This is a genomic window from Streptomyces sp. NPDC058231 (assembly GCF_042882275.1).
In the GTDB taxonomy this organism is placed as follows: domain Bacteria; phylum Actinomycetota; class Actinomycetes; order Streptomycetales; family Streptomycetaceae; genus Streptomyces.
This window is the reverse complement of sequence record NZ_JBHVWN010000008.1, coordinates 14373-34565: the sequence shown is the minus strand read 5'-3', so window position 1 is coordinate 34565 and position 20193 is coordinate 14373. Positions and strand designations below refer to the sequence as shown.

Here is a 20193-nt window from a genome sequence, read left to right as displayed (position 1 = left end):
TCCGCGGAACCGGGGGCGGGCGTGCCGCGGGGGACGGTTCCGGTCGTGGGCGTGGCACCGCCGGCGGACGCCGGGCCGCCGCCTCCCGACGGCTGCACGGCTGATCCGCCGCGCGCTGGATCACGGACGGTCCCCGGACCGGGGACCGACCGCGACGCAGCACCGGCCGCCCGGCTCAGATCAGGGACTCCAGCGGTACGGACGGGTTCGCGAGCGCGTCCGGGTCGATCTGCCGGCCGGAGCGGATCAGTTCCTGCACGGTCTCGGTGACATCCCACACATTGACGTTCATCCCGGCCAGCACCCTGCGGTCCGTCAGCCAGAACGCGATGAACTCACGCTTGCCCGCGTCGCCGCGGATGACGACCTGGTCGTACGAGCCCGGCGGGGCCCAGCCCGAGTACTCGAGCCCCAGGTCGTACTGGTCGGAGAAGAAGTACGGAACCCGGTCGTAGCTCACCTCCTGGCCGAGCATGGCCCGGGCCGCGGCCGGGCCGCTGTTCAGCGCGTTCGCCCAGTGCTCCACGCGCAGCGGGATGCCGAGCAGCGGGTGCCGCACGTTGGCGACGTCCCCGGCCGCGTAGATGTGCGGGTCGGAGGTGCGCAGCGACGCGTCGACGGCGATGCCGCCGCCGTCGCCGCGGGGGGCGAGGTCGAGGCCCGCGGCTTCGGCGAGGGCGGCGCGCGGGGCGGCGCCGATCGCGGCGAGGACGTCGTGGGCGGGGTGTTCCTCGCCGTCGTCGGTGCGGACGGCGAGGACCAGACCGTCCTGGCCGATGATCTCGGTGAGCCTGACGCCGAAGTGGAAGCGGACGCCCTGGTCGCTGTGGAGCTCGGTGAAGATCTGGCCGAGTTCCGGGCCGATGACCCGCAGCAGCGGGGTCGACTCCGGTTCGACGATGGTGACCTCGGCGCCGTATCCACGGGCCGCCGCGGCGACCTCCAGGCCGATCCAGCCGGCCCCGGCGATCACCAGATGGCCGTTGTCGCGGCCGAGCGCGGACAGCACGTTCTTCAGCCGGTCCGAGTGGGCGAGGCGGCGCAGGTGGTGGACGCCCGCCAGGTCGGTGCCGGGAATGTCGAGACGGCGCGGTTCGGCCCCGGTGGCGAGCAGCAGTTTGTCGTAGTGGACGACCGTGCCGTCGCCGAGTTCCACGGAGCGCGCCTCGCGGTCGATCGAGGTGACGGGCGTGCCCAGGTGGAGTTCCACGTCGGCGCCGGCGTACCAGGCAGGCTCATGGACGAAGACGCTGTCGCGTTCCTCCTTGCCTGCCAGATAGCCCTTGGAGAGGGGCGGCCGTTCGTACGGATGGTCGCGCTCGTCGCCGACGAGGATCACCCGGCCGCTGAACCCCTCCGACCTGAGTGTCTCGGCTGCCTTCGCTCCTGCCAGCCCTCCGCCCACGATGACGAACGTCCGATGTGCGTCGACCACTTGATGCCTCCTCTGTGCTTGCTGCGCGGCGTCGCCGACTGCGAGCGTCCCGCACGCAGCGTGATGACGAAAGAGGGTGTACCCCGATCAGGTCACACCCAGTGGTCACAGGTCTGTCTGCCGGCCGGGCCGCCACCGCGCGGGGCAGGGTCCCCGCGCAGCCGCCACCCGCGGACCGGGGCATGGGGTGTGCTGTGCTCACGGCGGGCCCGGCTCCCCTGCGCAGTGCGGAATGTGTACCCAGCACATCATCTGCGGCGCGGCTCGACCGGTGGCCGCCGCCGCGCCCGCCGCCTCGGGAGATGCCGGGGCGGTCGCGAGCGGCCGTCAGGGGCACGGCGGCCCTCACCGCCCCCGCGAGGTGAGCGAGACGTGCAGGGAGCGGGCCGAGGCGTCGGTGAGGGCGGCGATCTGGTCGACCAGGACCCGCTTGCGGGAACGGTCGTCGGGCGCCTGGTCGTACAGGGCGCGGAACTGCGGTTCCAGTCCCTCCGGGGCACGTGCGGTCAGCGCCGCCGCCAGTTCGGCGATGATGATCCGCTGGTCGGCGCGGATCGCCTCCTGCTCCGCGCGCTGCATCACATAGCGGTCGGCCACCGCCTTCAGCACCGCGCATTCGGAGCGTGCCCCGCGCGGGACGACGAGCTCGGCCGCGTACCGGCCGAGGCGGCCGGTCCCGTACGCACGCCGGGTGGCGGTCTCGGCGGCGAAGCAGAACCGGCCGATCAGCTGGCTCGTCGCGTCCTTCAGCCGGGCCTGGGCGACGGCGGACCCGTCGTAGCCGTGCGGCCACCAGTCCTGGGCGACGAGCCGGTCGAGGGCGTCGGCCAGCTCCTGCGGGTCGGTGTCGGCCGGGACGTACCGTCCGATCGCGACGTCCCAGATGTCCTGGCGCTCGGCTTCGGAGAAGAGGCAGTCGGGGTCGATGTGGCCGGCGTGCAGCCCGTCCTCGAAGTCGTGCACCGAGTACGCGACGTCGTCGGACCAGTCCATCACCTGGGCCTCGAAGCACTTGCGGTCCTGCGGTGCGCCCTTACGGGCCCAGTGGAAGACCGGCAGGTCGTCCTCGTACACCCCGAATTTCGGTGAGTCCGGGTCGGTGGGGTGGGCGCCGCGCGGCCACGGGTACTTGGTGGCGGCGTCGAGCGCCGCACGCGTCAGGTTGAGTCCGACGCTGGCCAGTTCACCGGTCTGCACGTCGCGGACGAACCGCTTCGGTTCGAGCCGGGTCAGCAGCCGCAACGACTGCGCGTTCCCCTCGAAACCGCCGCAGTCCGAGGCGAAGTCGTTGAGCGCCTGTTCGCCGTTGTGGCCGAACGGCGGGTGTCCCAGATCGTGCGCCAGGCATGCGGTCTCGACCAGATCGGGGTCGCAGCCGAGTGCGGCGCCGAGTTCCCGTCCGACTTGAGCGCATTCCAGGGAGTGCGTGAGCCTGGTCCGGGGGCTGGCGTCCCAGGCGAGGCTGCGGGTTCCGGGCGTGACGACCTGGGTCTTCCCGGCGAGTCTGCGCAGCGCCGCGGAGTGCAGCACGCGGGCGCGGTCCCGCTGGAAGGCGGTTCGGCCGGGCCGCTTGTCGGGCTCGGTGTCCCAGCGCTCGGCGTCGGCCGCACCATAGGGCGCGCTGCCGTGTTCCTTTGTGCCCTGCGTACCGTCCATGGTTCCGACAGTAAACGGCCGGACCGACAAGGTCGCTCAGGCTGACGCCAGGAGATGGCCGTTCATCACGGCTTCGTGCGCCGGGAGCGCGTCGGCCACTGCCCGGTCGTACCGGTGCAGGAGCAGCCGCGCCATCGCCGGATGGGCGCCGAGCGGGGGCGCGGCGATCCAGGGGGCGGCATCGGCGGCGGCCGTCGCGAAGCGTCCGGGCGCGGTGAAGTACGAGGCGACGGCGATCCGGTGGCTGCCGCGGGCGGCGAGGGCTCGCACGGCGACCGGCACGGTGGGGGTGGCGGCCGAGGCGTACGCGGGGACCACGGGAACACCGCCGAGCCGCTCGCTGAGCATCCGCGCGGTGCGGCGGGTGTCGCAGGCCGAGTCGGGATCGCGTGAACCGGCGGCGGCGAGGACCACCGCGGCGCCGCGGACGTCGGTCTCCCCGGCGGGCCAGCCCGCTTCGACGAGCCGGCCGTGGAGCGCCTCCACGAGCAGCGGATGCGGCCCGAGCGGCGCGGCGACCGTGGTCCGCAGGGCGGGTACGGCCGCGGCCGCCGCCGGTATGTCGCGCTTGACGTGGTGACCGCGGCCCAGCAGCAGGGGTACCAGCACGGCTTCACCGGTCCCCAGACCGGCGAGGGTGCCCGGCAGGAGCGGTTCGTTCAGCTCGATGTGCCCGAGCCGGACGTCCAGTCCGGGGCGGAGTTCGCGCACCCGGTCCAGCAGCTTCACGACCGTACGCAGCGCCCGCGGATCGCGGCTGCCGTGGGCGACGGCGACGAGGGCAGGGGCTGCGCCCGGTGCGGGCTGCGCGGGCGGGTGCATGAATCTGCGCGTTCCGTTCAGGGAGACATGGCTGAGCTGGGTGCCGAGCTGTGCGGTGATGCGGGACAACAGTTGCGCCGTGCTGTCGAGAGGCAGGGATTCACGAGGGTGTGCCGATGCCGACTCCGTCATGGACCGATGGTGCCGGGCGCAGGTTGCCGGGTCGTTGCGCAGGGGTGACGGGTCTTTGCCACGGGCTCACGGGGAGGCCGTCGCCGGTGTCAGGGGCACGGCGCGGGAGCCGGGGGCGTCAGAGGTGGGGCGGGAGCCGGGGTGTCAGGGAGCGGGCGGCAGTCCGAAGACGCGTTCCAGGACGTGCGCGACGCCGTCCTCCTCGTTGGACACCGTGTGCTCCGGTACGGCAGCCAGTACGGCCGGGTGGGCGTTGCCCATGGCGTAGCCGGTGCCCGCCCAGCCGAGGACGGTCAGGTCGTTGGGCATGTCACCGAAGGCGATGACCTCCGAGGCGTCGATCCCCCGCGCGGCGCAGAGTTCGGCGAGGGTGCCCGCCTTGGTGACGCCGGAGGCGCTGATCTCCAGGAGCCCCCGTCCGCCGGAGTGGGTGAACTGCACCTCGCTGCCCGCCGCGCCCGCCCCTTCGCGGGCGGCGTCCAGCAGTGTGTCGGCGTCGAGCCGGTCGGACCAGGCGAGCAGCTTGGTGACGGGTACGTCGGTCAGCCACAGGTCCGCCAGTGAAGGTACGGGCAGCTCGGCGCCCTCGTCCTCGGAGAACCGCATCCGGTACGCCGGTTCGTAGAGCACCTGGTTGCCGGTCTCCAGGGCGAAGCCGATCTCGGGCACGGCCGCCGCGACCGCGGTGGCCACCCGCCGGGCGACGCTGACGGACAGCGCGCGGGAGGAGACGACCGTACGCGTCCCCAGGTCGTAGACGAGCGCGCCGTTGCTGCACACCGCCGTGCCCGCCAGGCCGGCCGCGTCGGCGAGCCGGTCGACGAACCGGGGAGGCCTGGCGGTGACGACGACGATCTCCGCCCCGGCGGCCTCGGCCGCGCGCAGGGCGCGGAGGGTGCGGGGCGACAGGGAGCCGTCTCGGCGCAGCAGAGTGCCGTCGAGGTCGGAGGCGATCAGGCGGGGAAGCAGCACCGGACGATGCTACTGGCCGGGATGCGGACGTGACGCGTGCAGGGCGCGCTCCGCCGCCTCGTGCCACCAGCGCGGTGGCGACGGCGACTTCGGCAGCGACCAGGGCTGATCCGGGTGAAGCCCCAGGGGAGACAGAGCCGTTGCGCGGACGTGGACGGTGAACCACCCGTGCCAGCGGCCGTCGGGCCCCGGGCCGCAGGCCAGGTCGAAGTACACGTCATCGGGAGGGAACGGCATCCAGTCGATGCCTCGGTCCCGTAGTCACGTACGCACGGCGGCCGCCGGGTGCGGGCAGCCTTTCAGGTTCTCGTACTCGGCGATGGTCACCCACTCCTGGGTGCCGACGGAGGCACTCGATCGGTTCATGGGTGTCATGATGCCCGGCGCGCCGGGCGAGGAAAACGCCAGGAGGCAGAACCCTTCCGCCCTTCCGCTCGTCAGGTCAGGTAACGCACCGACACTGAACAGGGGGCTCCGATGCGGGGGAAGCGGTCGCAACGGATGGGGCGGCTCGGACGGCTGCGGCCACGGTTGCCGCGGACGCGGCGGGCGCAGCGATGGGCGGTGCAGGGGGTGATGGCCGCCTGTGTGCTGGGGCTGGCGCCCGCGACGTGGCTGTACACCACCGCCGACGCCCGGGTCAGGACGACCGCGGAGGCGCCCGCGCAGCAGGTGGCCGTGGTGTTCGGGGCGGGGCTGCGGGACGGGAAGCCGTCGGCGTACCTCGCGAACCGGCTGCGGGCCGCCGCCGAGCTCTACCGGGACGGCAAGGTGAGGGTCGTGCTGGTGACCGGCGACAACAGCCGCGAGGACTACGACGAGCCCGATGCGATGCGCGCGTTCCTCGTCGCGCACGGCGTGCCCGACCGGCGGGTCGTCAGCGATTTCGCCGGTTTCGACACCTGGGACTCCTGTGTGCGGGCCAAGAAGATCTTCGGGGTGGACCGGGCCGTGCTGGTGAGCCAGGGGTTCCACATCCGCCGGGCGATCGCGCTCTGCCGGGCCGCGGGGATCGACGCGTACGGGGTCGGGGTCGACGCCAGGCACGACGTGACCTGGTACTACGGCGGGACGCGGGAGATGTTCGCGGCGGGGAAGGCGGCGCTGGACGTGGTCTTCAGACCGGATCCGCACTTCCTGGGGCCCGCGGAGCACGGGGTGGGGAAGGCGCTGGCGGACCGTCGGCGATGAGAGCGGCGGCCCGGCGCGCTCACCGCCCCGACGGAGGCCGCCGGGTGAGCCAGTTGCCGCCGGGAACGGGTGTGCCGCGGGTTCGCAGGGAGCGGGTGACGGAAGCGGCCGCGAGGTAGACCCAGGCGCGGGATGTCCCGGTGCCGGTGCCTGCGCCTGTGCCGGTCCGCCTCCCGGCCTGGAGACGGACCTCTCTGACCACCCGCTCGTACAGGTTGTCCGGGTGTCCCGCGCCGAGGTAACGCTCCAGCCGGTCGAGGCGTGCGAGCAGCTCCGCGCCGGCCCCGGGGGCCGCGGTGACGAGGACGCCGTGCACGGTGCCGTGGCCCTCGATCGCGTACGGGTATCCGGGGCCCTCGTAGAGCAGGGCTCCTGGCAGCAGGGCCGGTTGTTCCGCGACTGCCCGGCCGCGCAGGAACAGGTCGTGGTTGGGTTCGCCGGGCAGCAGCGTCCCGTAGACGAAGAAGGGCAGTTCGGGGGCGGTCCCGGGCACGGTCAGAGGGCCGTGACGGGGGCGGTCTCCGCCGCCAGCCAGGCGAGGTAGCGGGCGCTGCCGCGCACCACCGGCACGGCGATGATCTCCGGGGTGTCGTAGTCGTGTGCCGCCTGGAGGTGCTCCTCCAGCTCGTCGTAGCGCTCGGCCGTGGTCTTGAACAGCACCTGCCACTCCTCGGAGGTCTCGATGGCGTTCTGCCACCGGTAGACGGAGGTGACGGGCGCGGAGATCTGCGCGCATGCGGCGAGCCTTGCCTCCACGGCCCCCTGGGCGAGTGAGTGGGCCTTCTCCTCGCTGTCCGTGGTGGTCAGTACGGTCAGCCATGCCGGCGACGTCATCGTCGGTCTCCTCAACTCTTCGGTTTCCACGGATCCTGTGCCCGCGGCGTGTCCTTCTCGTCGATTGTCGGGGCGGTTCGGTGCCGTGTCCTCCTCCATCACCCGTGCGGTATGGACATGACATGTCATGAACCCTTAAATCTGAGGCGAGCTCAGACCGCCTTCGCCCCCACGCACTCCGAGGAGTCCGATGAGATCGATCCGGCATGCATCACGCCGCACACCCCTCGGCATGGCCGCCGCCGCTGTCACCCTGCTGGCCTCCACCCTCACCGCCACCGCGGGCGCGGCCGCGGCCGGCCATCCGGTCCCTAGCCGCGCCACCGCCGTCCGTGACGCCGCTGCGGCACTCACCGGGCATGCCACCGCCCTCGGCCTCACCGCCGCCCAGGGCACCGCGGTGCGCGACGTGGTCGTCGACAAGGACGGCAGCCAGCATGTGCGCTACGACCGCACCTTCCGTCATCTGCCGGTCCTCGGCGGCGACTTCGTCGTCCATCTCGCCCCCGACGGCGCGTACCGGAGCGCCGACCGGGCCGTCCGCGGCGACCTCGCCGTGCCGACCGTGACCCCGTCGCTCTCCGCACCGAGCGCCGCCGACCTGGGCACGGCCGCCCTGCGCTCCGCCCACCGCGGCGAGAAGCTCCTCAAGGTCGCGGCCCGCCCGCAGCTCGTCGTGGACGCCCTGCACGGCGCGCCCAGGCTGGCCTGGCGCACCGAGGCCGCCGGGAAGGACTCACTGGGCAACCCCGTCGCCCGCGTCGTGATCACCGACGCGCGCACCGGCCGGCAGATCGACGCCTGGGACAGCCTGGAGACGGCGAGCGGCGACGGACGGTCGCTCTACAGCGGCACGGTCCCGCTGGAGACCACGCTGTCGGGATCGACGTACCAGCTCAAGGACGCGACGCGCGGCAACACCTACTCCGGCGACGCCCAGAACAAGACCGACAGCTGCATCCTCTCCATCTGCTGGAGCCGGGCGCCCGCGGCACTGTTCACCGACGCCGACAACCACTGGGGCAACGGCACCACCTCGGACCGGGCATCAGCGGCGGCCGACGCCCAGTACGGCACCGACACGACCTGGGACTACTACAAGGACGTGCACGGCCGGAACGGCATCGCCGGCGACGGCAAGGGCTCGTACAACCGGGTGCACTACGGGAACAAGTACAACAACGCGTTCTGGGACGACAGTTGCTTCTGCATGACGTACGGCGACGGTGACGGCACCACCTTCGGTCCGCTGGTCGCGCTGGACGTGACAGGGCACGAGATGTCGCACGGCGTGACGTCGAAGACCGCGAATCTCACCTACTCGGGCGAGTCGGGCGGGCTCAACGAGGCGACCTCCGACATCTTCGGCACGCTGGTGGAGTTCCACGCGAACAACGCGCAGGACCCGGGTGACTACCTCATCGGCGAGAAGCTCGTGAAGCCCGGCTTCGGCAAGGCCGCGCTGAGGTTCATGGACCAGCCCTCCAAGGACGGCAGTTCGGCGGACTGCTGGAGTTCGTCGGTCGGCAGCCTGGATGTGCACTACTCGTCCGGTGTCGCCAACCACTTCGCTTATCTGCTGGCCGAGGGCAGCGGCCCGAAGACCATCGGCGGGGTCCAGCACAACGGCACCACGTGCAACGGGGCGACGCTGGGCGGCATCGGCAAGGACAAGCTCGGCAAGATCTGGTACCGGGCACTGACCGTCCACATGACGTCCTCCACCAAGTACGCGGGCGCCCGCACCGCGACGCTCGACGCGGCGAAGGACCTGTACGGGGCCGGCAGCGCGGAGCAGAACGCGGTGGCCGCGGCCTGGTCGGCAGTGTCGGTCGGCTGACCCGGAGCGGGTCCCGGAGCAAGGCGCGCTCCGGGACCCGCCCGTGTTCCGCCCGGCGCCCCGTCAGCCGCCGTACGGACGGACCGACCTGGCGTCCCGCAGCCCGCGCCCCCACCAGACCAGCTGGTCGAGCAGCGTCTTCGCCGCCGCATCGACGGCCACCGGGTCCCGGTGCCTGCCCTCGTCGTCGAAGAGCGTGCCCGCGTTGTGGAACGAGACGGTGTCGCGGATGGAGACGGCGTGCAGCTCGGCGAAGACCTGGCGGAGGTGCTCGACGGCCCGCAGCCCGCCCGACACTCCCCCGTACGAGACGAAGGCGACGGGCTTGGCCTGCCATTCGGCGTGATGCCAGTCGATGAGGTTCTTCAGCGGAGCCGGAAAGGAATGGTTGTACTCGGGAGTGACGACGACGAAGGCGTCGGCGGCGGAGAGCCGTGCCGAGACCCGCGCCAGGCGGGCCTGTGCGGCGGGATCCGGGCGAGGGGTGAGGGCGAACGGCAGGTCGAGTTCGGCGACATCGACGAGGTCGGTCTCGATCTCCGGGCGGCCGGCGGCGCGGGAGAGGAACCAGTCGGCGACGACGGGCGCGAAACGGCCCTCGCGGTTGCTCGCCAGGACGACCGCGACGTTCAGGGGTCCCGTGCCGGGTGCGGAGGATGCAGGTGTGGTGAGGTCCATGCGACGAGGCTCATATGTCAACCAAGGTTGAGGTCAAGTGCACTCGTTCGACCGCCCGGCATACGGTGGGCACATGACGACCGCCGCACCCCTGTACGCCGAGTTCAACGGCCACGCAGCCACCGAGGCGGATCTCCGGATCCCCGCCTTCGCCGGCTACGGCCATTTCACCGCCATGCAGGTCAGGGGCGGGAGGGTGCGCGGCCTCGACCTCCATCTGGCCCGGCTGGACTCCGCCAACCAGGAACTGTTCGGCCACGGGCTCGACGGGGAACGGCTGCGCGACCTCGTCCGGCACGCCCTGGACGGCGCGGGACTACGGGACGCGTCGACCCGGGTGTACGCCTTCCTCCCGCCGGACGAGACGGCGACGACCGTCATGGTCACGGTGCGCGGACCGGCACAGAAGTCCGCCGAACCGCACAGCCTGATGTCCGTCCCCTATGCCCGCACCGTGCCGCACATCAAGCGTCCCGGCGAGTTCGGCCAGACCTACTACGGGCGGCTCGCCGCGCGCTCCGGCTTCGACGAGGCACTGCTGACCGCGCCGGACGGGGCGGTGACGGAGGGGGCGATCACCAACATCGCCTTCTGGGACGGCACTTCGGTCGTCTGGCCCGCCGCGCCGTCGCTGCACGGCATCACCATGGCCCTGCTGCAGCAGCAGCTCCCGGGCGTCGGGCTGGAGTCCGCGCGGCGCCCGGTGACGCTGGACGGGATCGGCGCCTACCGGTCGGCGTTCCTCACCAACTCCCAGGGCATCGCACCGGTCCGGCGGATCGACGACACGGAGTTCACGGTCGACGGCGAGCTGATGGAGCGGGTGGCCCTCGCGTACGGGACGGCCCCCTGGGACACCGTCTGAGCCGGCTCGCGCACGGTTCCGGGACTCCCCGGGACGCTCCGGCGCGCCAGGGTGGAGCATGGGGCGCATGCAGATCCACATCGAGGGCTCGGACCTCCCCGGCCGCAGCTGCGGGCCCGGCAGCGGCTTCCCCGGCGCCGAGAACATCCATGTCGGCGTGCAGGGCAAGGACAGGCCCGGCGAACTGCTCGGCCTGCACCCCGGCGACGCCCCGTCGGCCACCTGGACGCTGGACTGCACCGCCACATCGGACGGTGACGGCGTCGCCGTCACCGGTCCGTACGTGCAGAACCGGCTCGGCGGGCGCTTCGTCTATCTGTCGTGGGGCAGCGTGGACGACGGCGGGGTCTTCTCCATGATCCGGCGGGCCAAGCTGATGTTCGACGACATCGATCCGGCCGTGCTCGAAGCCGCCGTACGCTCCGGACATCTCACCGCACGACTGCGCCTGAGCGATGCCGAGGGGCGCCCGCTCTGCGCCCGGGTCCGGCCGCCGGCCGTCATCTGGTCCGCCGCCGCCCCGGGATGACACAGAGGAACCGCTCCTGCCGGGCCCAGGGGGGGTGGGTCCGGCAGGAGCGGCGGCGGGGGCGGCGGGGGGAAGGCCGTCCCGTGGGGGGTGTCATCCATGTGCCCGGGACCGCCGAGGTCATGCATGTGATGTACGCCACTCACTTTCCGCAGCTCGTCACTCGATCGGCACGGTGCGCCGCGGGACGGACCTCACCCCTCCCCAAACCGGCCGTGACCTGCACACATGACTTTCGGCGAAGGAGTCCGCCCGGACCGGTCGGGTGAAAGCTGACTGGGCGTCAACAGGCATGGGCGGCGAGCCGACCGTTAGCTACGAATCAAGGAGACACCCGCCAGCGCCTTTGCTCGGAGGAAACCCTCATGCGTAGTCCTGCCCGCCTCGTGACCGGCGCCGCCGCCGCGGCGCTCGCCACTGCAGCGCTCGGCCTCTCCGCCGCCGCGCCGTCCGCGTTCGCAGGAGACCGTGAGCAGCTGGAGATATCCCCGACGAGCGCGGCACCGGGCACCACGGTCACGGCGGCCACCACCGCTTGCGGGAACGACGCGAAGGCCACCGGGGATGCGAACTCCCTGGAAGCGGGAACCTTCGGGCTGGCGTCGGACACCCGCAAGGAGGTGGTGGTCGGCACGTTCACGGTGCCGAAGAAGACCGACTCCGGCCCGTACAGCGTCGATGTGTCCTGCGAGAACGGAAAGGGAGCCACCGGAACCCTTCAGGTGAAGGCGGCGAAGAGCACGGAGGACGACGTTTCCGGCGACGACGACCCGGGCACCCAGCGCGACACTCCTTCCCTCGACGACCTGACCAGCGGGGTCGGCTCACTCCTGGGGAACCAGGTCCCGTTCGGGCTGGACAACCCTGGCGGGAACGAGAGCGGACGGGACACCGGGAACGGCTCCGGGCGTGACACGGGACGTGATTCCGGGAACGGAAACGGCCGTGATTCGGGACGGGACACCGGGAACGGAAACGGAAACGGACGGGACACCGGACGCGACACCGGGAACGGCGGACACAGCAACGGCAACGGCAACGGCCGTGATTCGGGACGGGACACCGGGAACGGAAACGGACGCGACACCGGGAACGGCGGACACGGCACCGGCAACGGCAACGGCAACGGCAACGGACGCGACACCGGGAACGGCGGACACGGCACCGGCAACGGCAACGGCAACGGCAACGGACGCGACACCGGGAACGGCGGACGCGGCACGGGCAACGGCAACGGACTCGATTCGGGCGGCGGCTCCGGCCGCGACGGCTCCGCCCTGCCCTCCTCCCCCTCGGGGCACGTCAACACTGGTGTCGGCGGCAGCGTCCGCCCGGACACCACCCAGATCGCGGCGGGTGTCGGCGTTCTCGCCGCGTCCGCCGTCGGCGGAGCCTGGCTCCTGCGTCGTCGGGCGAGCGGCACGCAGGCGGACAGCTGACGGGACGTATACACGCCCCCGTACCGCCAGGATTCCGTCCCGGTGGCCTCGCGCCGCCGGGACGGGACCCATCTCATCCCCATTCCTACCCACCCCGGAGGAACACCCGTGTCCCAGAAGGCCAAGGGCTGGCTGGTCGCCATCACGGCACTGTTCGGCATCTGGCTGATCCGGAACGGCGCCGGAACCGTGGTGGTGCCGCCGCAGCCGGCCGTTGCCCAGGCCTTCGCCGCGGGAGGGCCCGAAGTGCAGCCGGGCTCGCCGATGGCCGACCCGCTGCGGCCCTCGGAGCCCGTACGGCTCCGCATCCCCAGCATCAAGGTGGACGCCCCGATGGTCCGGCTCGGACTCAGGCCCGACGGCAGTCTCGACGTGCCGCCCGCCGCGGACCGCAACCTCGTCGGCTGGTACAAGAACGGCACCCCGCCGGGCGCCAAGGGCACCGCGCTCATCGCCGGCCATGTCGACAACGCCCAGGGACGGTCCGTCTTCTACGACCTGGGCTCCCTGGCCAAGGGAAGCACCGTCGAAGTGCTCCGCCAGGACGGGCACACCGCCGTCTTCGCGCTCGACGCCATCGAGGTGTACGCGAACAAGAACTTCCCCGACCGGCGGGTCTACGGCGCCTCGCCGTTCGCCTCGCTGCGGCTGATCACCTGTGGCGGCGGGTTCTCGCCGACCACCGGCTATCAGGGCAATGTGGTCGCGTACGCGCACCTCACCGGCGTGCGCTGACGGGAACCGCGCCGCTCACGCCCACTGGTCGAAGGCGAGCTTCGCGACCAGCGAGAACACCACGACGAGCAGGACGCCGCGGACGAACTCGCTGCCCTTGCGCAGCGCCATCCGCGCGCCGAGCAGCCCGCCCGCCAGGTTGAACACCGCCATCAGCGCGGCCAGCTGCCACATCACACTGCCCTGGTAGGCGAACATCACGAGCGCGCCGGCGTTGGTGCAGACGTTGACGATCTTGGCGGTGGCGGACGCCGTCACCAGGTCGAGGTGGAGTACGGCGGTCAGCGCGAGCACCAGGAATGTGCCGGTGCCCGGGCCGAAGAGGCCGTCGTAGAAGCCGATGCCACCGCCGACCAGAGCGATCGCGGTGACGGCACGGGCCCGGGTGACCCTGCGGTCCGCGACCGCGGCCGCCTGCTTGCCGAACTGCGGCCGCAGCATCACGAACGCCGCCACCGCCAGCAGCACCACCATGATCACCGGACGGAGTACGTCGCTGCTGATCCCTGCCGCGAAGAAGGCGCCGGTCATCGACCCGGCCAGTGCCATGAGCCCGATCCGCAGAGCCGTCCCGACCTTCACCGGCGCCTTGCGGACGTATGTCACGGCGGCGCCCGACGTGCCGACGATGGCGACCGCCTTGTTGGTGCCGAGGACATGCGCGGCCGGGACGTGCGGCAGGCCGAGCAGCAGCGCGGGCAGCAGGAGCAGCCCGCCGCCGCCCACCACCGCGTCGATCCAGCCCGCGGCGGCTGCGGCGAGGCAGAGGACAACGAGGGTGGTCAGGGTTATCTCGGGCATGCCCACGACTTTATGAAGGCGATACGTGTCCCGTCCAACTGTCTCTGCGGGATCGCCGGAAAGTTGAGCCAACTCTGAGGTTCCGGGCGTCCGCGGCCCTCACAGGCCCCTTCCGGAGACGCTGAGCGCAAGGTTCCTCCCGGGAAACAGCGGGGATCCGGTCGGGTAACACCGTCCGCGCACGCTTCTCACCATGAAGACACGGACGGAGGACGCGGCGCATGCGGTGGCGACCTGCGCCGGGACGGCGGGCGCACGGCTCCCCGCCCGTACGTCCCTGCTCCACCTGCTCACCGACGACGGAGGTCTCTGAGATGCCGGTGTCCACGCCCCCGACCGACCGTGTCTCCGCCGTCCCGACGATCGTGGTCGTCGGGCACGGAATGGTGGGCCAGCGGTTCCTCGAGGCACTCGCCGAGCGCGGTCTGACCGCGGCCGCGGGCACGGCCCGGGTCGTCGTGCTCTGCGAAGAGCCGCGCGCCGCCTACGACCGGGTCCAGCTGACCTCGTACTTCACCGGGCGGACCCCGGACGATCTCTCGCTCGTCGAGCCCGGCTTCATGGAACGGCACGGCTTCGAGCTGTACCTGGGCGACCCCGCCGAATCCCTCGACCGCGGGGCCCGCACGGTCACCGCGCGGTCCGGGGAGACCTTCGCATACGACACCCTCGTGCTGGCCACCGGTTCGTACCCGTTCGTTCCACCGGTCCCCGGCAAGGACTCCGACGGCTGCTTCGTCTACCGCACCATCGAGGACCTCCTCGCGATCGAGGAGTACGCGAGGACGGCGACGACCGGTGCGGTCGTCGGCGGCGGGCTGCTGGGGCTGGAGGCGGCGGGGGCCCTGAAGGGGCTGGGGCTCGACACCCACGTCGTGGAGTTCGCGCCCCGGCTGATGCCGGTACAGGTCGACGAGGGCGGGGGCGCGGCGCTGCTGCGCACCATCGAGTCCATGGGTCTGACCGTGCACACGGGCGTCGGCACACAGGAGGTCACCGCGGGCGCGGACGGCGCGGTGAACGGCATGTCGCTCTCCGACGGTTCGTCGCTCGCCACCGACCTGGTGGTCTTCTCCGCGGGTGTACGCCCCCGGGACCAGCTGGCCCGCGACTGCGGCCTGGCGGTCGGGCCGCGCGGCGGCGTCATCATCGACGCGGAGTGCCGTACCTCGGACCCGGCGGTCTTCGCGATCGGCGAGTGCGCGCTGGCCTCCGACGGCCGGGTGTACGGACTCGTCGCACCCGGGTACGAGATGGCGCAGACCGCCGCCGAGGTGATCGCGGGCGGGCGGGCGGCGTTCACCGGCGCCGATCTCTCGACGAAACTGAAGCTGCTCGGGGTGGACGTGGCGTCTTTCGGCGACGCGCACGGCACGGCCGAGGGCTGCCTCGACGTGGTGTACGCGGACTCCCGCTCCGGCGTCTACAAGAAGCTGGTGATCGGCCGGGACGGCACGCTGCTCGGCGGGGTGCTGATCGGGGACGCCGACCAGTACGGGACGCTGCGGCCGATGACCGGCACTGTCCTGCCGGTCGCGCCGGAGCAGCTGGTGCTGCCGGCCGGCGCGGGCGGCCCGGTCACGCTCGGCCCGTCCGCCCTGCCGGACGAGGCCGTGATCTGCTCCTGCCACAACGTGACCAAGGGCGCGATCTGCGCGCACACCACGCTGCCCGAGGTGAAGAAGTGCACCAAGGCCGGTACCGGCTGCGGCAGTTGCGTCAAGGTGATCGGGCAGCTGATGCCGCAGAGCGAGGACAGGGGCCTGTGCGGCTGCTTCCCGTACACCCGGAGCGAGCTGTACGAGATCGTCCGCACCCTCGGTGTCACGTCGTACGCCGAACTCCTCGACTCGCACGGTCGGGAGACGGCGCGCGGCGGGGACGGCTGCGAGGTCTGCAAGCCCACCGTCGGTTCGGTCATCGCCTCGCTGGCGCCGACGGTCGGTGCGAGCGGGTACGTGCTGGACGGCGAGCAGGCCGCCCTGCAGGACACCAACGACCACTTCCTGGCCAATCTGCAGCGCAACGGCTCGTACTCGATCGTGCCGCGCATTCCCGGGGGCGAGATCACCCCGGAGAAGCTGATCGTGATCGGCGAGGTCGCCCGCGACTTCGGCCTCTACACGAAGATCACCGGTGGTCAGCGGATCGACCTGTTCGGCGCCCGGGTCGACCAGCTGCCGCTGATCTGGACACGTCTGGTGGACGCCGGGTTCGAGTCCGGGCACGCCTACGGAAAGTCGCTGCGCACGGTCAAGTCCTGTGTGGGGCGGACCTGGTGCAGGTACGGCGTGCAGGACTCGGTGAAGATGGCGATCGACCTGGAGCTGCGCTACCGCGGGCTGCGTTCGCCGCACAAGCTGAAGTCGGCGGTCTCCGGCTGCGCCCGGGAGTGCGCGGAGGCCCGCGGCAAGGACTTCGGCATCATCGCCACGGTCGGAGGCTGGAACCTGTACGTCGGAGGGAACGGCGGCGCCGAACCGCGCCACGCGGATCTGCTGGCCCAGGATCTCTCCGACGCCGAACTGGTCCGCCTCATCGACCGGTTCCTGATGTTCTACATCCGCACCGCCGACCGCCTGGAGCGCACCTCGACCTGGCTGGACCGCATCGAGGGCGGTCTCGACCACGTACGGGACGTCGTCGTCCACGACACGCTCGGGCTCTGCGACGAGCTGGAGCGGCTGATGGCGGACCATGTCGCCGGCTACCGCGACGAATGGGCCGAGACGATCAACGACCCGGAGCGGCTGAGCCGCTTCGTCACGTTCGTCAACGCACCGGACGCACCCGACCCGTCGGTGAAATTCGTCCCGGAACGCGACCAGGTCAGGCCCGACCTGGAGATCCTCGCCGGACCGGTGCTCGCCGTCCGCACTCTCGAAGGGACCACTTCCCGATGACCACTCAGACGACGGTGACGGCGCGGCAGACCGCGATGGTCCAGCTCGCCGACGGAGAAGGCTGGTTCACGGTCTGCGAGCTGTCGCGGCTGACCCCGGGCCGCGGCGTCGCCGCGCTCCTCCCGGACGGTCGTCAGGTCGCGCTCTTCGTGGACCGGGCCGGGCGCGCGTACGCGATCGACAACCGGGACCCGTTCACCGGGGCGTACGTCCTCTCGCGCGGCCTGACCGGTTCGTCCGGGGGACGGCCCTTCGTCGCCTCTCCCCTGCTGAAGCAGCGTTTCGATCTGGCGACGGGGGTCTGCCTGGACGACGACGAGGTATCGGTCCCGGTCTACGCGGTGCGCGCCGCCTGACGGAGCGGCCTGAGGTGACGGGACCGTCCGGCGGCCGATTCCGGCCAACCGCTCCCGGCCGTACGCTTGATCCATGAGCCAGGGCTGGAACGCGAGCAACATCCCCGACCAGAGCGGCCGTACGGCCGTGATCACCGGAGCCAACAGCGGCATCGGGCTGATCACGGCACGCGAGCTGGCGCGCAGCGGCGCACGTGTGCTGCTCGCCTGCCGTGACAAGGACCGCGGCAAGGAGGCCGAGTCACGCGTCCGGGCGGCCGTGCCGGGCGCGGAGGCGGAGTTCGTGCCACTGGACCTCGCCGACCTCTCCTCGGTGCGGGAGTTCGCCGCCTCGTACCCGTCCGACCGGCTGGACCTGCTGATCAACAACGCGGGGGTGATGGCCCTGCCGTACGGGAGGACGGCCGACGGCTTCGAAGCCCAGTTCGGGGTCAACCACCTCGGGCACTTCGCCCTCACCGGCCTGCTCCTGCCGAAGCTGCTCGGCACCCCCGGGGCCCGGGTGGTGAGTGTGTCCAGCGCGATGCACGCCGTGTCCGACATCGACATCGGTGACCTCAACAGCGAGCACAACTACCGCCGCTGGATCGCCTACGGGCGCTCGAAGACCGCGAACCTGCTCTTCATCCATGAACTGTCGCGCCGGCTCGCGGCGGCCGGCTCCGGCCTCGTGGCCGCCGCTGCCCACCCCGGTTACGCGGCGACCAATCTGCAGACCGCGGGCGCGCGGATGGAGAACCGCAGGGCGGCTGCGCGGGTCTTCGAACTCGGCAACCGGATCATCGCCCAGCCCGCGTCGTCCGGTGCGCTGCCGACGCTGTACGCGGCCACCGCGCCCGGCGTGCGCCCCGACTCCTTCACCGGTCCGAAGCTGCTGGGCTGGCGGGGTGCGCCCGCCCCGTCCCGGCGGACACGCTGGACGCTCGACGATGTGGCGGGCGAGCGGCTGTGGGTGGCGTCGGAGCAGCTCACGGGGGTGACCTGGCCCGGACTCACCGGCTGACGCACGCGACGGATGCAGCGCTCAGCCCTGGTCCTGGACCACGGCCGGGTCCATCCAGACGACCTCCCAGATGTGGTGGTCCGGGTCCTGGAAGGAACGGCCGTACATGAATCCCTGATCCACCGTCTCGTTGGCGGGCGACCCGCCGGAGGCGAGCGCCGTGTCGACGAGCTCGTCGACCCTCTCCCGGCTCTCCGCGCTCAGGGCGAACAGCGCCTCGGTGTACTTCGACGCGTCGACGATCTCCTTCTTGGTGAACTCCTTGAAGCGCGGCTCGGTGAGGAGCATCGCGAAGATCGTGTCACTGATGACGAGACACGCGGTGTTCTCGTCGCTGAACTGCGGGTTGAACGAGAAACCGAGCTTGCCGAAGAAGCCCTTCGTCGTCTCCAGGTTCTTGACCGGCAGGTTCAGGAAGATCATCTGGGGCATGACTGTCTCTTCTCTCCGGTGGCGCGCCGTCGGGGCGCCTTCGAGGGGTAGACGGCAGGCGGCCGCCGAACTCATCGCGGGCGGCGAAGAAAACTTCCCGGCCATCATGACAGCGCGAGCGGTGCGCCGCCCCGCAGGAGCGAACCGCCGAGCGGGGTCAGGGTGTGCAGGACCGAACTGCCGTGCCGCAGGGTGCGCACGAGTCCCGCCTCCCGCAGCACACAGGCGTGCTGACTCGCCGAGGCAAGGGAGACCCCCGCCCGGCGGGCCAGCTCGCTGGTCGTGCAGCCGTCGCCGATGGTCTGGAGAACGGTGGAGCGGGTGTTGCCGAGGAGCCGGCCCAGCCAGGGGCCCGGGCCCCGTTCGGCGAAGACCGGGGCGGCGGAGTGGGTGACGGGGTACACGAGGACCGGCGGGAGTTTCGGGTCGCGGTAGACGACCGGGGTGGAGCGGCAGAAGAACGAGGGCTGGAGAAGCAGCCCCCGCCCGTCCAGATGAACGTCGCGGTCGACGGGGTAGTCGGCCTCCAGCACCGGGGCCCGCCACCGGATCACGGGCGCCAGGGAAGCGAGGAGTTCGTCGGCGCCACCGTCGAGCAGGGCGCGGCCTCGGACCGCGCGGTCGGCCTCGACGCTGGCCCTGATGTGCGGCCAGTACGGTTCGACGGCGGCGCTGTGGTAGCCACGGAGCGCGGCGATGAGCCGCCCGAGGGGTTCGGCACGCCCCTCGGAGAGCGCGTCCAGCCGGACCGGCGGGCCCGCCCGCCCGCCGCCGGGGCGTCCGCCCGCGGGCCGCACCCCGCCGCTGCGCACACCGCGTCCGCCACCGGGCCGCCCGCCCAGGGGTGCGGGCCGTCCCGGCTCGGGACGACCCGCCGGCAGCAGGGCGAGCTCGGTGTGCAGCCGCTCGGGCGGGGTGTCGCGCAGCGCCTCCAGGCCTGCGTCGAGACCGTACGGCTCACCGGCCGCCTGCCCGGCGGGCGTGAGGAAGTCCGGGAAGTAGCCGCGGGACGGCACCAGGGCGGACAGCAGTCGGGTCTCACCGTGCAACCGGGGCCGGGTTTCGGTACGCCACTGCCCGAAGACCGTGGAGCCACGCCGGTCCCTCAGCCGGTGGAAACTCAGAATGGTTTCCCAGAGTGCGTCCGGCCGGGTGGCCATCCGCACCTTGGAAAGGTCCATCCCGGACACATGGATACGCAGCACCGAACCCCCACCTATTGCACCCGCAACTTCCCCCCGCATCAGGGTATGCGGACCGTCACAGGACGTCACCACGGGGTTTCGGCCAGAGGTGAAACGTCTCGCTCCGGCCCCCGGCACCCGAAAAGCTGTACGACGTCGGGTACGAAAACCTGAGCCGACCGGAAGAGCGAGTGAAGGCCGTGGGGGGTTTTGCTCGCTCTGCGGCGGTCGGCGCATGGTGCGGCTCCGTGCCTGACGGGGGTAAGCCGGGTGCGGCCCATGGATGGGGGGGCCAAGGGCGGCGCCCCGCGCCCGGAACCCCCCGAAAATTTTTTAGATTAAACAAAGAAGATAACGGCCATAACCCAAAACACGACTTGGGCCCC

General features: G+C 71.7%; 19 protein-coding genes. 9 read left to right on the top strand and 10 right to left on the bottom strand.

Annotated features, from left to right (window positions below; all coding sequences use genetic code 11):
• Window positions 1-175: 175 nt before the first annotated feature.
• The 4 genes from ACFVXE_RS07970 to ACFVXE_RS07955 form a co-directional block, all read right to left on the bottom strand.
• Window positions 176-1435, bottom strand: coding sequence for an NAD(P)/FAD-dependent oxidoreductase (locus ACFVXE_RS07970; RefSeq protein ID WP_389670155.1), 1260 nt, complete (start codon window positions 1433-1435; stop codon window positions 176-178).
• Window positions 1436-1780: 345 nt separating this feature from the next.
• A complete protein-coding gene (locus ACFVXE_RS07965) occupies window positions 1781-3091 on the bottom strand; it encodes a deoxyguanosinetriphosphate triphosphohydrolase (RefSeq protein WP_389670154.1) in 1311 nt (436 codons plus the stop codon).
• Between the two features lie 36 nt (window positions 3092-3127).
• Window positions 3128-4045: a sirohydrochlorin chelatase gene (locus ACFVXE_RS07960; protein WP_389670153.1), complete on the bottom strand. Its 918-nt coding sequence runs from the start codon at window positions 4043-4045 to the stop codon at window positions 3128-3130.
• A gap of 144 nt (window positions 4046-4189) precedes the next feature.
• The gene (locus ACFVXE_RS07955) at window positions 4190-5002 is read right to left on the bottom strand and encodes an HAD family hydrolase (protein ID WP_389670329.1); all 813 of its coding nucleotides are present in this window, start codon (window positions 5000-5002) and stop codon (window positions 4190-4192) included.
• A gap of 516 nt (window positions 5003-5518) precedes the next feature.
• Here ACFVXE_RS07955 and ACFVXE_RS07950 point away from each other — a divergent pair.
• A complete protein-coding gene (locus ACFVXE_RS07950) occupies window positions 5519-6208 on the top strand; it encodes a vancomycin high temperature exclusion protein (protein WP_389670328.1) in 690 nt (229 codons plus the stop codon).
• Window positions 6209-6227: 19 nt separating this feature from the next.
• Here the strand turns inward: ACFVXE_RS07950 and ACFVXE_RS07945 are convergent, their stop codons facing one another.
• Window positions 6228-6701, bottom strand: a complete 474-nt coding sequence (locus ACFVXE_RS07945; RefSeq protein ID WP_389670152.1) for a gamma-glutamylcyclotransferase family protein — start codon at window positions 6699-6701, stop codon at window positions 6228-6230.
• Between the two features lie 2 nt (window positions 6702-6703).
• On the bottom strand, window positions 6704-7042 hold the full coding sequence (gene cutA / locus ACFVXE_RS07940) for a divalent-cation tolerance protein CutA (RefSeq protein WP_389670151.1): 339 nt from the start codon (window positions 7040-7042) through the stop codon (window positions 6704-6706).
• A gap of 232 nt (window positions 7043-7274) precedes the next feature.
• On the opposite strand from cutA, the gene ACFVXE_RS07935 reads away from it, so the two are divergent.
• Window positions 7275-8882, top strand: coding sequence for a M4 family metallopeptidase (locus tag ACFVXE_RS07935; protein ID WP_389670150.1), 1608 nt, complete (start codon window positions 7275-7277; stop codon window positions 8880-8882).
• A gap of 63 nt (window positions 8883-8945) precedes the next feature.
• Here the strand turns inward: ACFVXE_RS07935 and ACFVXE_RS07930 are convergent, their stop codons facing one another.
• Window positions 8946-9560: an NADPH-dependent FMN reductase gene (locus tag ACFVXE_RS07930; RefSeq protein ID WP_389670149.1), complete on the bottom strand. Its 615-nt coding sequence runs from the start codon at window positions 9558-9560 to the stop codon at window positions 8946-8948.
• Window positions 9561-9633: 73 nt separating this feature from the next.
• Between ACFVXE_RS07930 and ACFVXE_RS07925 the strand changes: the two genes are divergently transcribed.
• From ACFVXE_RS07925 to ACFVXE_RS07910, 4 genes are all read left to right on the top strand, one after another.
• On the top strand, window positions 9634-10425 hold the full coding sequence (locus tag ACFVXE_RS07925; RefSeq protein ID WP_389670148.1) for an aminotransferase class IV family protein: 792 nt from the start codon (window positions 9634-9636) through the stop codon (window positions 10423-10425).
• Between the two features lie 67 nt (window positions 10426-10492).
• Window positions 10493-10954: a DUF5990 family protein gene (locus ACFVXE_RS07920; protein WP_389670147.1), complete on the top strand. Its 462-nt coding sequence runs from the start codon at window positions 10493-10495 to the stop codon at window positions 10952-10954.
• A 365-nt stretch (window positions 10955-11319) separates the two neighbouring features.
• Window positions 11320-12393, top strand: coding sequence for a hypothetical protein (locus ACFVXE_RS07915; RefSeq protein WP_389670146.1), 1074 nt, complete (start codon window positions 11320-11322; stop codon window positions 12391-12393).
• Window positions 12394-12501: 108 nt separating this feature from the next.
• Window positions 12502-13128 (top strand): class F sortase, encoded by a 627-nt coding sequence (locus ACFVXE_RS07910; protein ID WP_389670145.1) that lies wholly within the window; start codon window positions 12502-12504, stop codon window positions 13126-13128.
• A gap of 15 nt (window positions 13129-13143) precedes the next feature.
• Here the strand turns inward: ACFVXE_RS07910 and ACFVXE_RS07905 are convergent, their stop codons facing one another.
• Window positions 13144-13929 (bottom strand): sulfite exporter TauE/SafE family protein, encoded by a 786-nt coding sequence (locus ACFVXE_RS07905; RefSeq protein WP_389670144.1) that lies wholly within the window; start codon window positions 13927-13929, stop codon window positions 13144-13146.
• Window positions 13930-14243: 314 nt separating this feature from the next.
• On the opposite strand from ACFVXE_RS07905, the gene nirB reads away from it, so the two are divergent.
• The 3 genes from nirB to ACFVXE_RS07890 all read left to right on the top strand — a co-directional run bounded on the left by nirB (window position 14244) and on the right by ACFVXE_RS07890 (window position 18191).
• Window positions 14244-16832: a nitrite reductase large subunit NirB gene (gene nirB, locus ACFVXE_RS07900; protein WP_389670143.1), complete on the top strand. Its 2589-nt coding sequence runs from the start codon at window positions 14244-14246 to the stop codon at window positions 16830-16832.
• Window positions 16829-17188: a nitrite reductase small subunit NirD gene (nirD, locus tag ACFVXE_RS07895; protein WP_389670142.1), complete on the top strand. Its 360-nt coding sequence runs from the start codon at window positions 16829-16831 to the stop codon at window positions 17186-17188. Before nirB ends, nirD begins: the two co-directional genes overlap by 4 nt.
• A gap of 73 nt (window positions 17189-17261) precedes the next feature.
• The gene (locus ACFVXE_RS07890) at window positions 17262-18191 is read left to right on the top strand and encodes an oxidoreductase (protein ID WP_389670141.1); all 930 of its coding nucleotides are present in this window, start codon (window positions 17262-17264) and stop codon (window positions 18189-18191) included.
• 21 nt (window positions 18192-18212) lie between these two features.
• Here the strand turns inward: ACFVXE_RS07890 and ACFVXE_RS07885 are convergent, their stop codons facing one another.
• Both ACFVXE_RS07885 and ACFVXE_RS07880 read right to left on the bottom strand, forming a co-directional pair.
• Window positions 18213-18623 carry a VOC family protein gene (locus ACFVXE_RS07885; RefSeq protein ID WP_389670140.1) on the bottom strand — a complete coding sequence of 137 codons (411 nt, stop codon included), beginning with the start codon at window positions 18621-18623 and terminating at the stop codon, window positions 18213-18215.
• Window positions 18624-18727: 104 nt separating this feature from the next.
• Entirely contained in the window at window positions 18728-19828 is a 1101-nt protein-coding gene (locus tag ACFVXE_RS07880) for an ArsR/SmtB family transcription factor (protein ID WP_389670139.1), read from the bottom strand.
• Window positions 19829-20193 lie beyond the last annotated feature (365 nt).

Coding starts and splice junctions, on each gene's coding strand:
- ACFVXE_RS07950 (WP_389670328.1), top strand. CDS start 5,519: ATGGGGCGGCTCGGACGGCTGCGGCCACGGTTGCCGCGGACGCGGCGG.
- ACFVXE_RS07885 (WP_389670140.1), bottom strand. CDS start 18,623: ATGCCCCAGATGATCTTCCTGAACCTGCCGGTCAAGAACCTGGAGACG.
- cutA (WP_389670151.1), bottom strand. CDS start 7,042: ATGACGTCGCCGGCATGGCTGACCGTACTGACCACCACGGACAGCGAG.
- ACFVXE_RS07930 (WP_389670149.1), bottom strand. CDS start 9,560: ATGGACCTCACCACACCTGCATCCTCCGCACCCGGCACGGGACCCCTG.
- nirB (WP_389670143.1), top strand. CDS start 14,244: ATGCCGGTGTCCACGCCCCCGACCGACCGTGTCTCCGCCGTCCCGACG.
- ACFVXE_RS07935 (WP_389670150.1), top strand. CDS start 7,275: ATGGCCGCCGCCGCTGTCACCCTGCTGGCCTCCACCCTCACCGCCACC.
- ACFVXE_RS07920 (WP_389670147.1), top strand. CDS start 10,493: ATGCAGATCCACATCGAGGGCTCGGACCTCCCCGGCCGCAGCTGCGGG.
- ACFVXE_RS07905 (WP_389670144.1), bottom strand. CDS start 13,929: ATGCCCGAGATAACCCTGACCACCCTCGTTGTCCTCTGCCTCGCCGCA.
- ACFVXE_RS07965 (WP_389670154.1), bottom strand. CDS start 3,091: ATGGACGGTACGCAGGGCACAAAGGAACACGGCAGCGCGCCCTATGGT.
- ACFVXE_RS07890 (WP_389670141.1), top strand. CDS start 17,262: ATGAGCCAGGGCTGGAACGCGAGCAACATCCCCGACCAGAGCGGCCGT.
- ACFVXE_RS07960 (WP_389670153.1), bottom strand. CDS start 4,045: ATGACGGAGTCGGCATCGGCACACCCTCGTGAATCCCTGCCTCTCGAC.
- ACFVXE_RS07925 (WP_389670148.1), top strand. CDS start 9,634: ATGACGACCGCCGCACCCCTGTACGCCGAGTTCAACGGCCACGCAGCC.
- ACFVXE_RS07915 (WP_389670146.1), top strand. CDS start 11,320: ATGCGTAGTCCTGCCCGCCTCGTGACCGGCGCCGCCGCCGCGGCGCTC.
- nirD (WP_389670142.1), top strand. CDS start 16,829: ATGACCACTCAGACGACGGTGACGGCGCGGCAGACCGCGATGGTCCAG.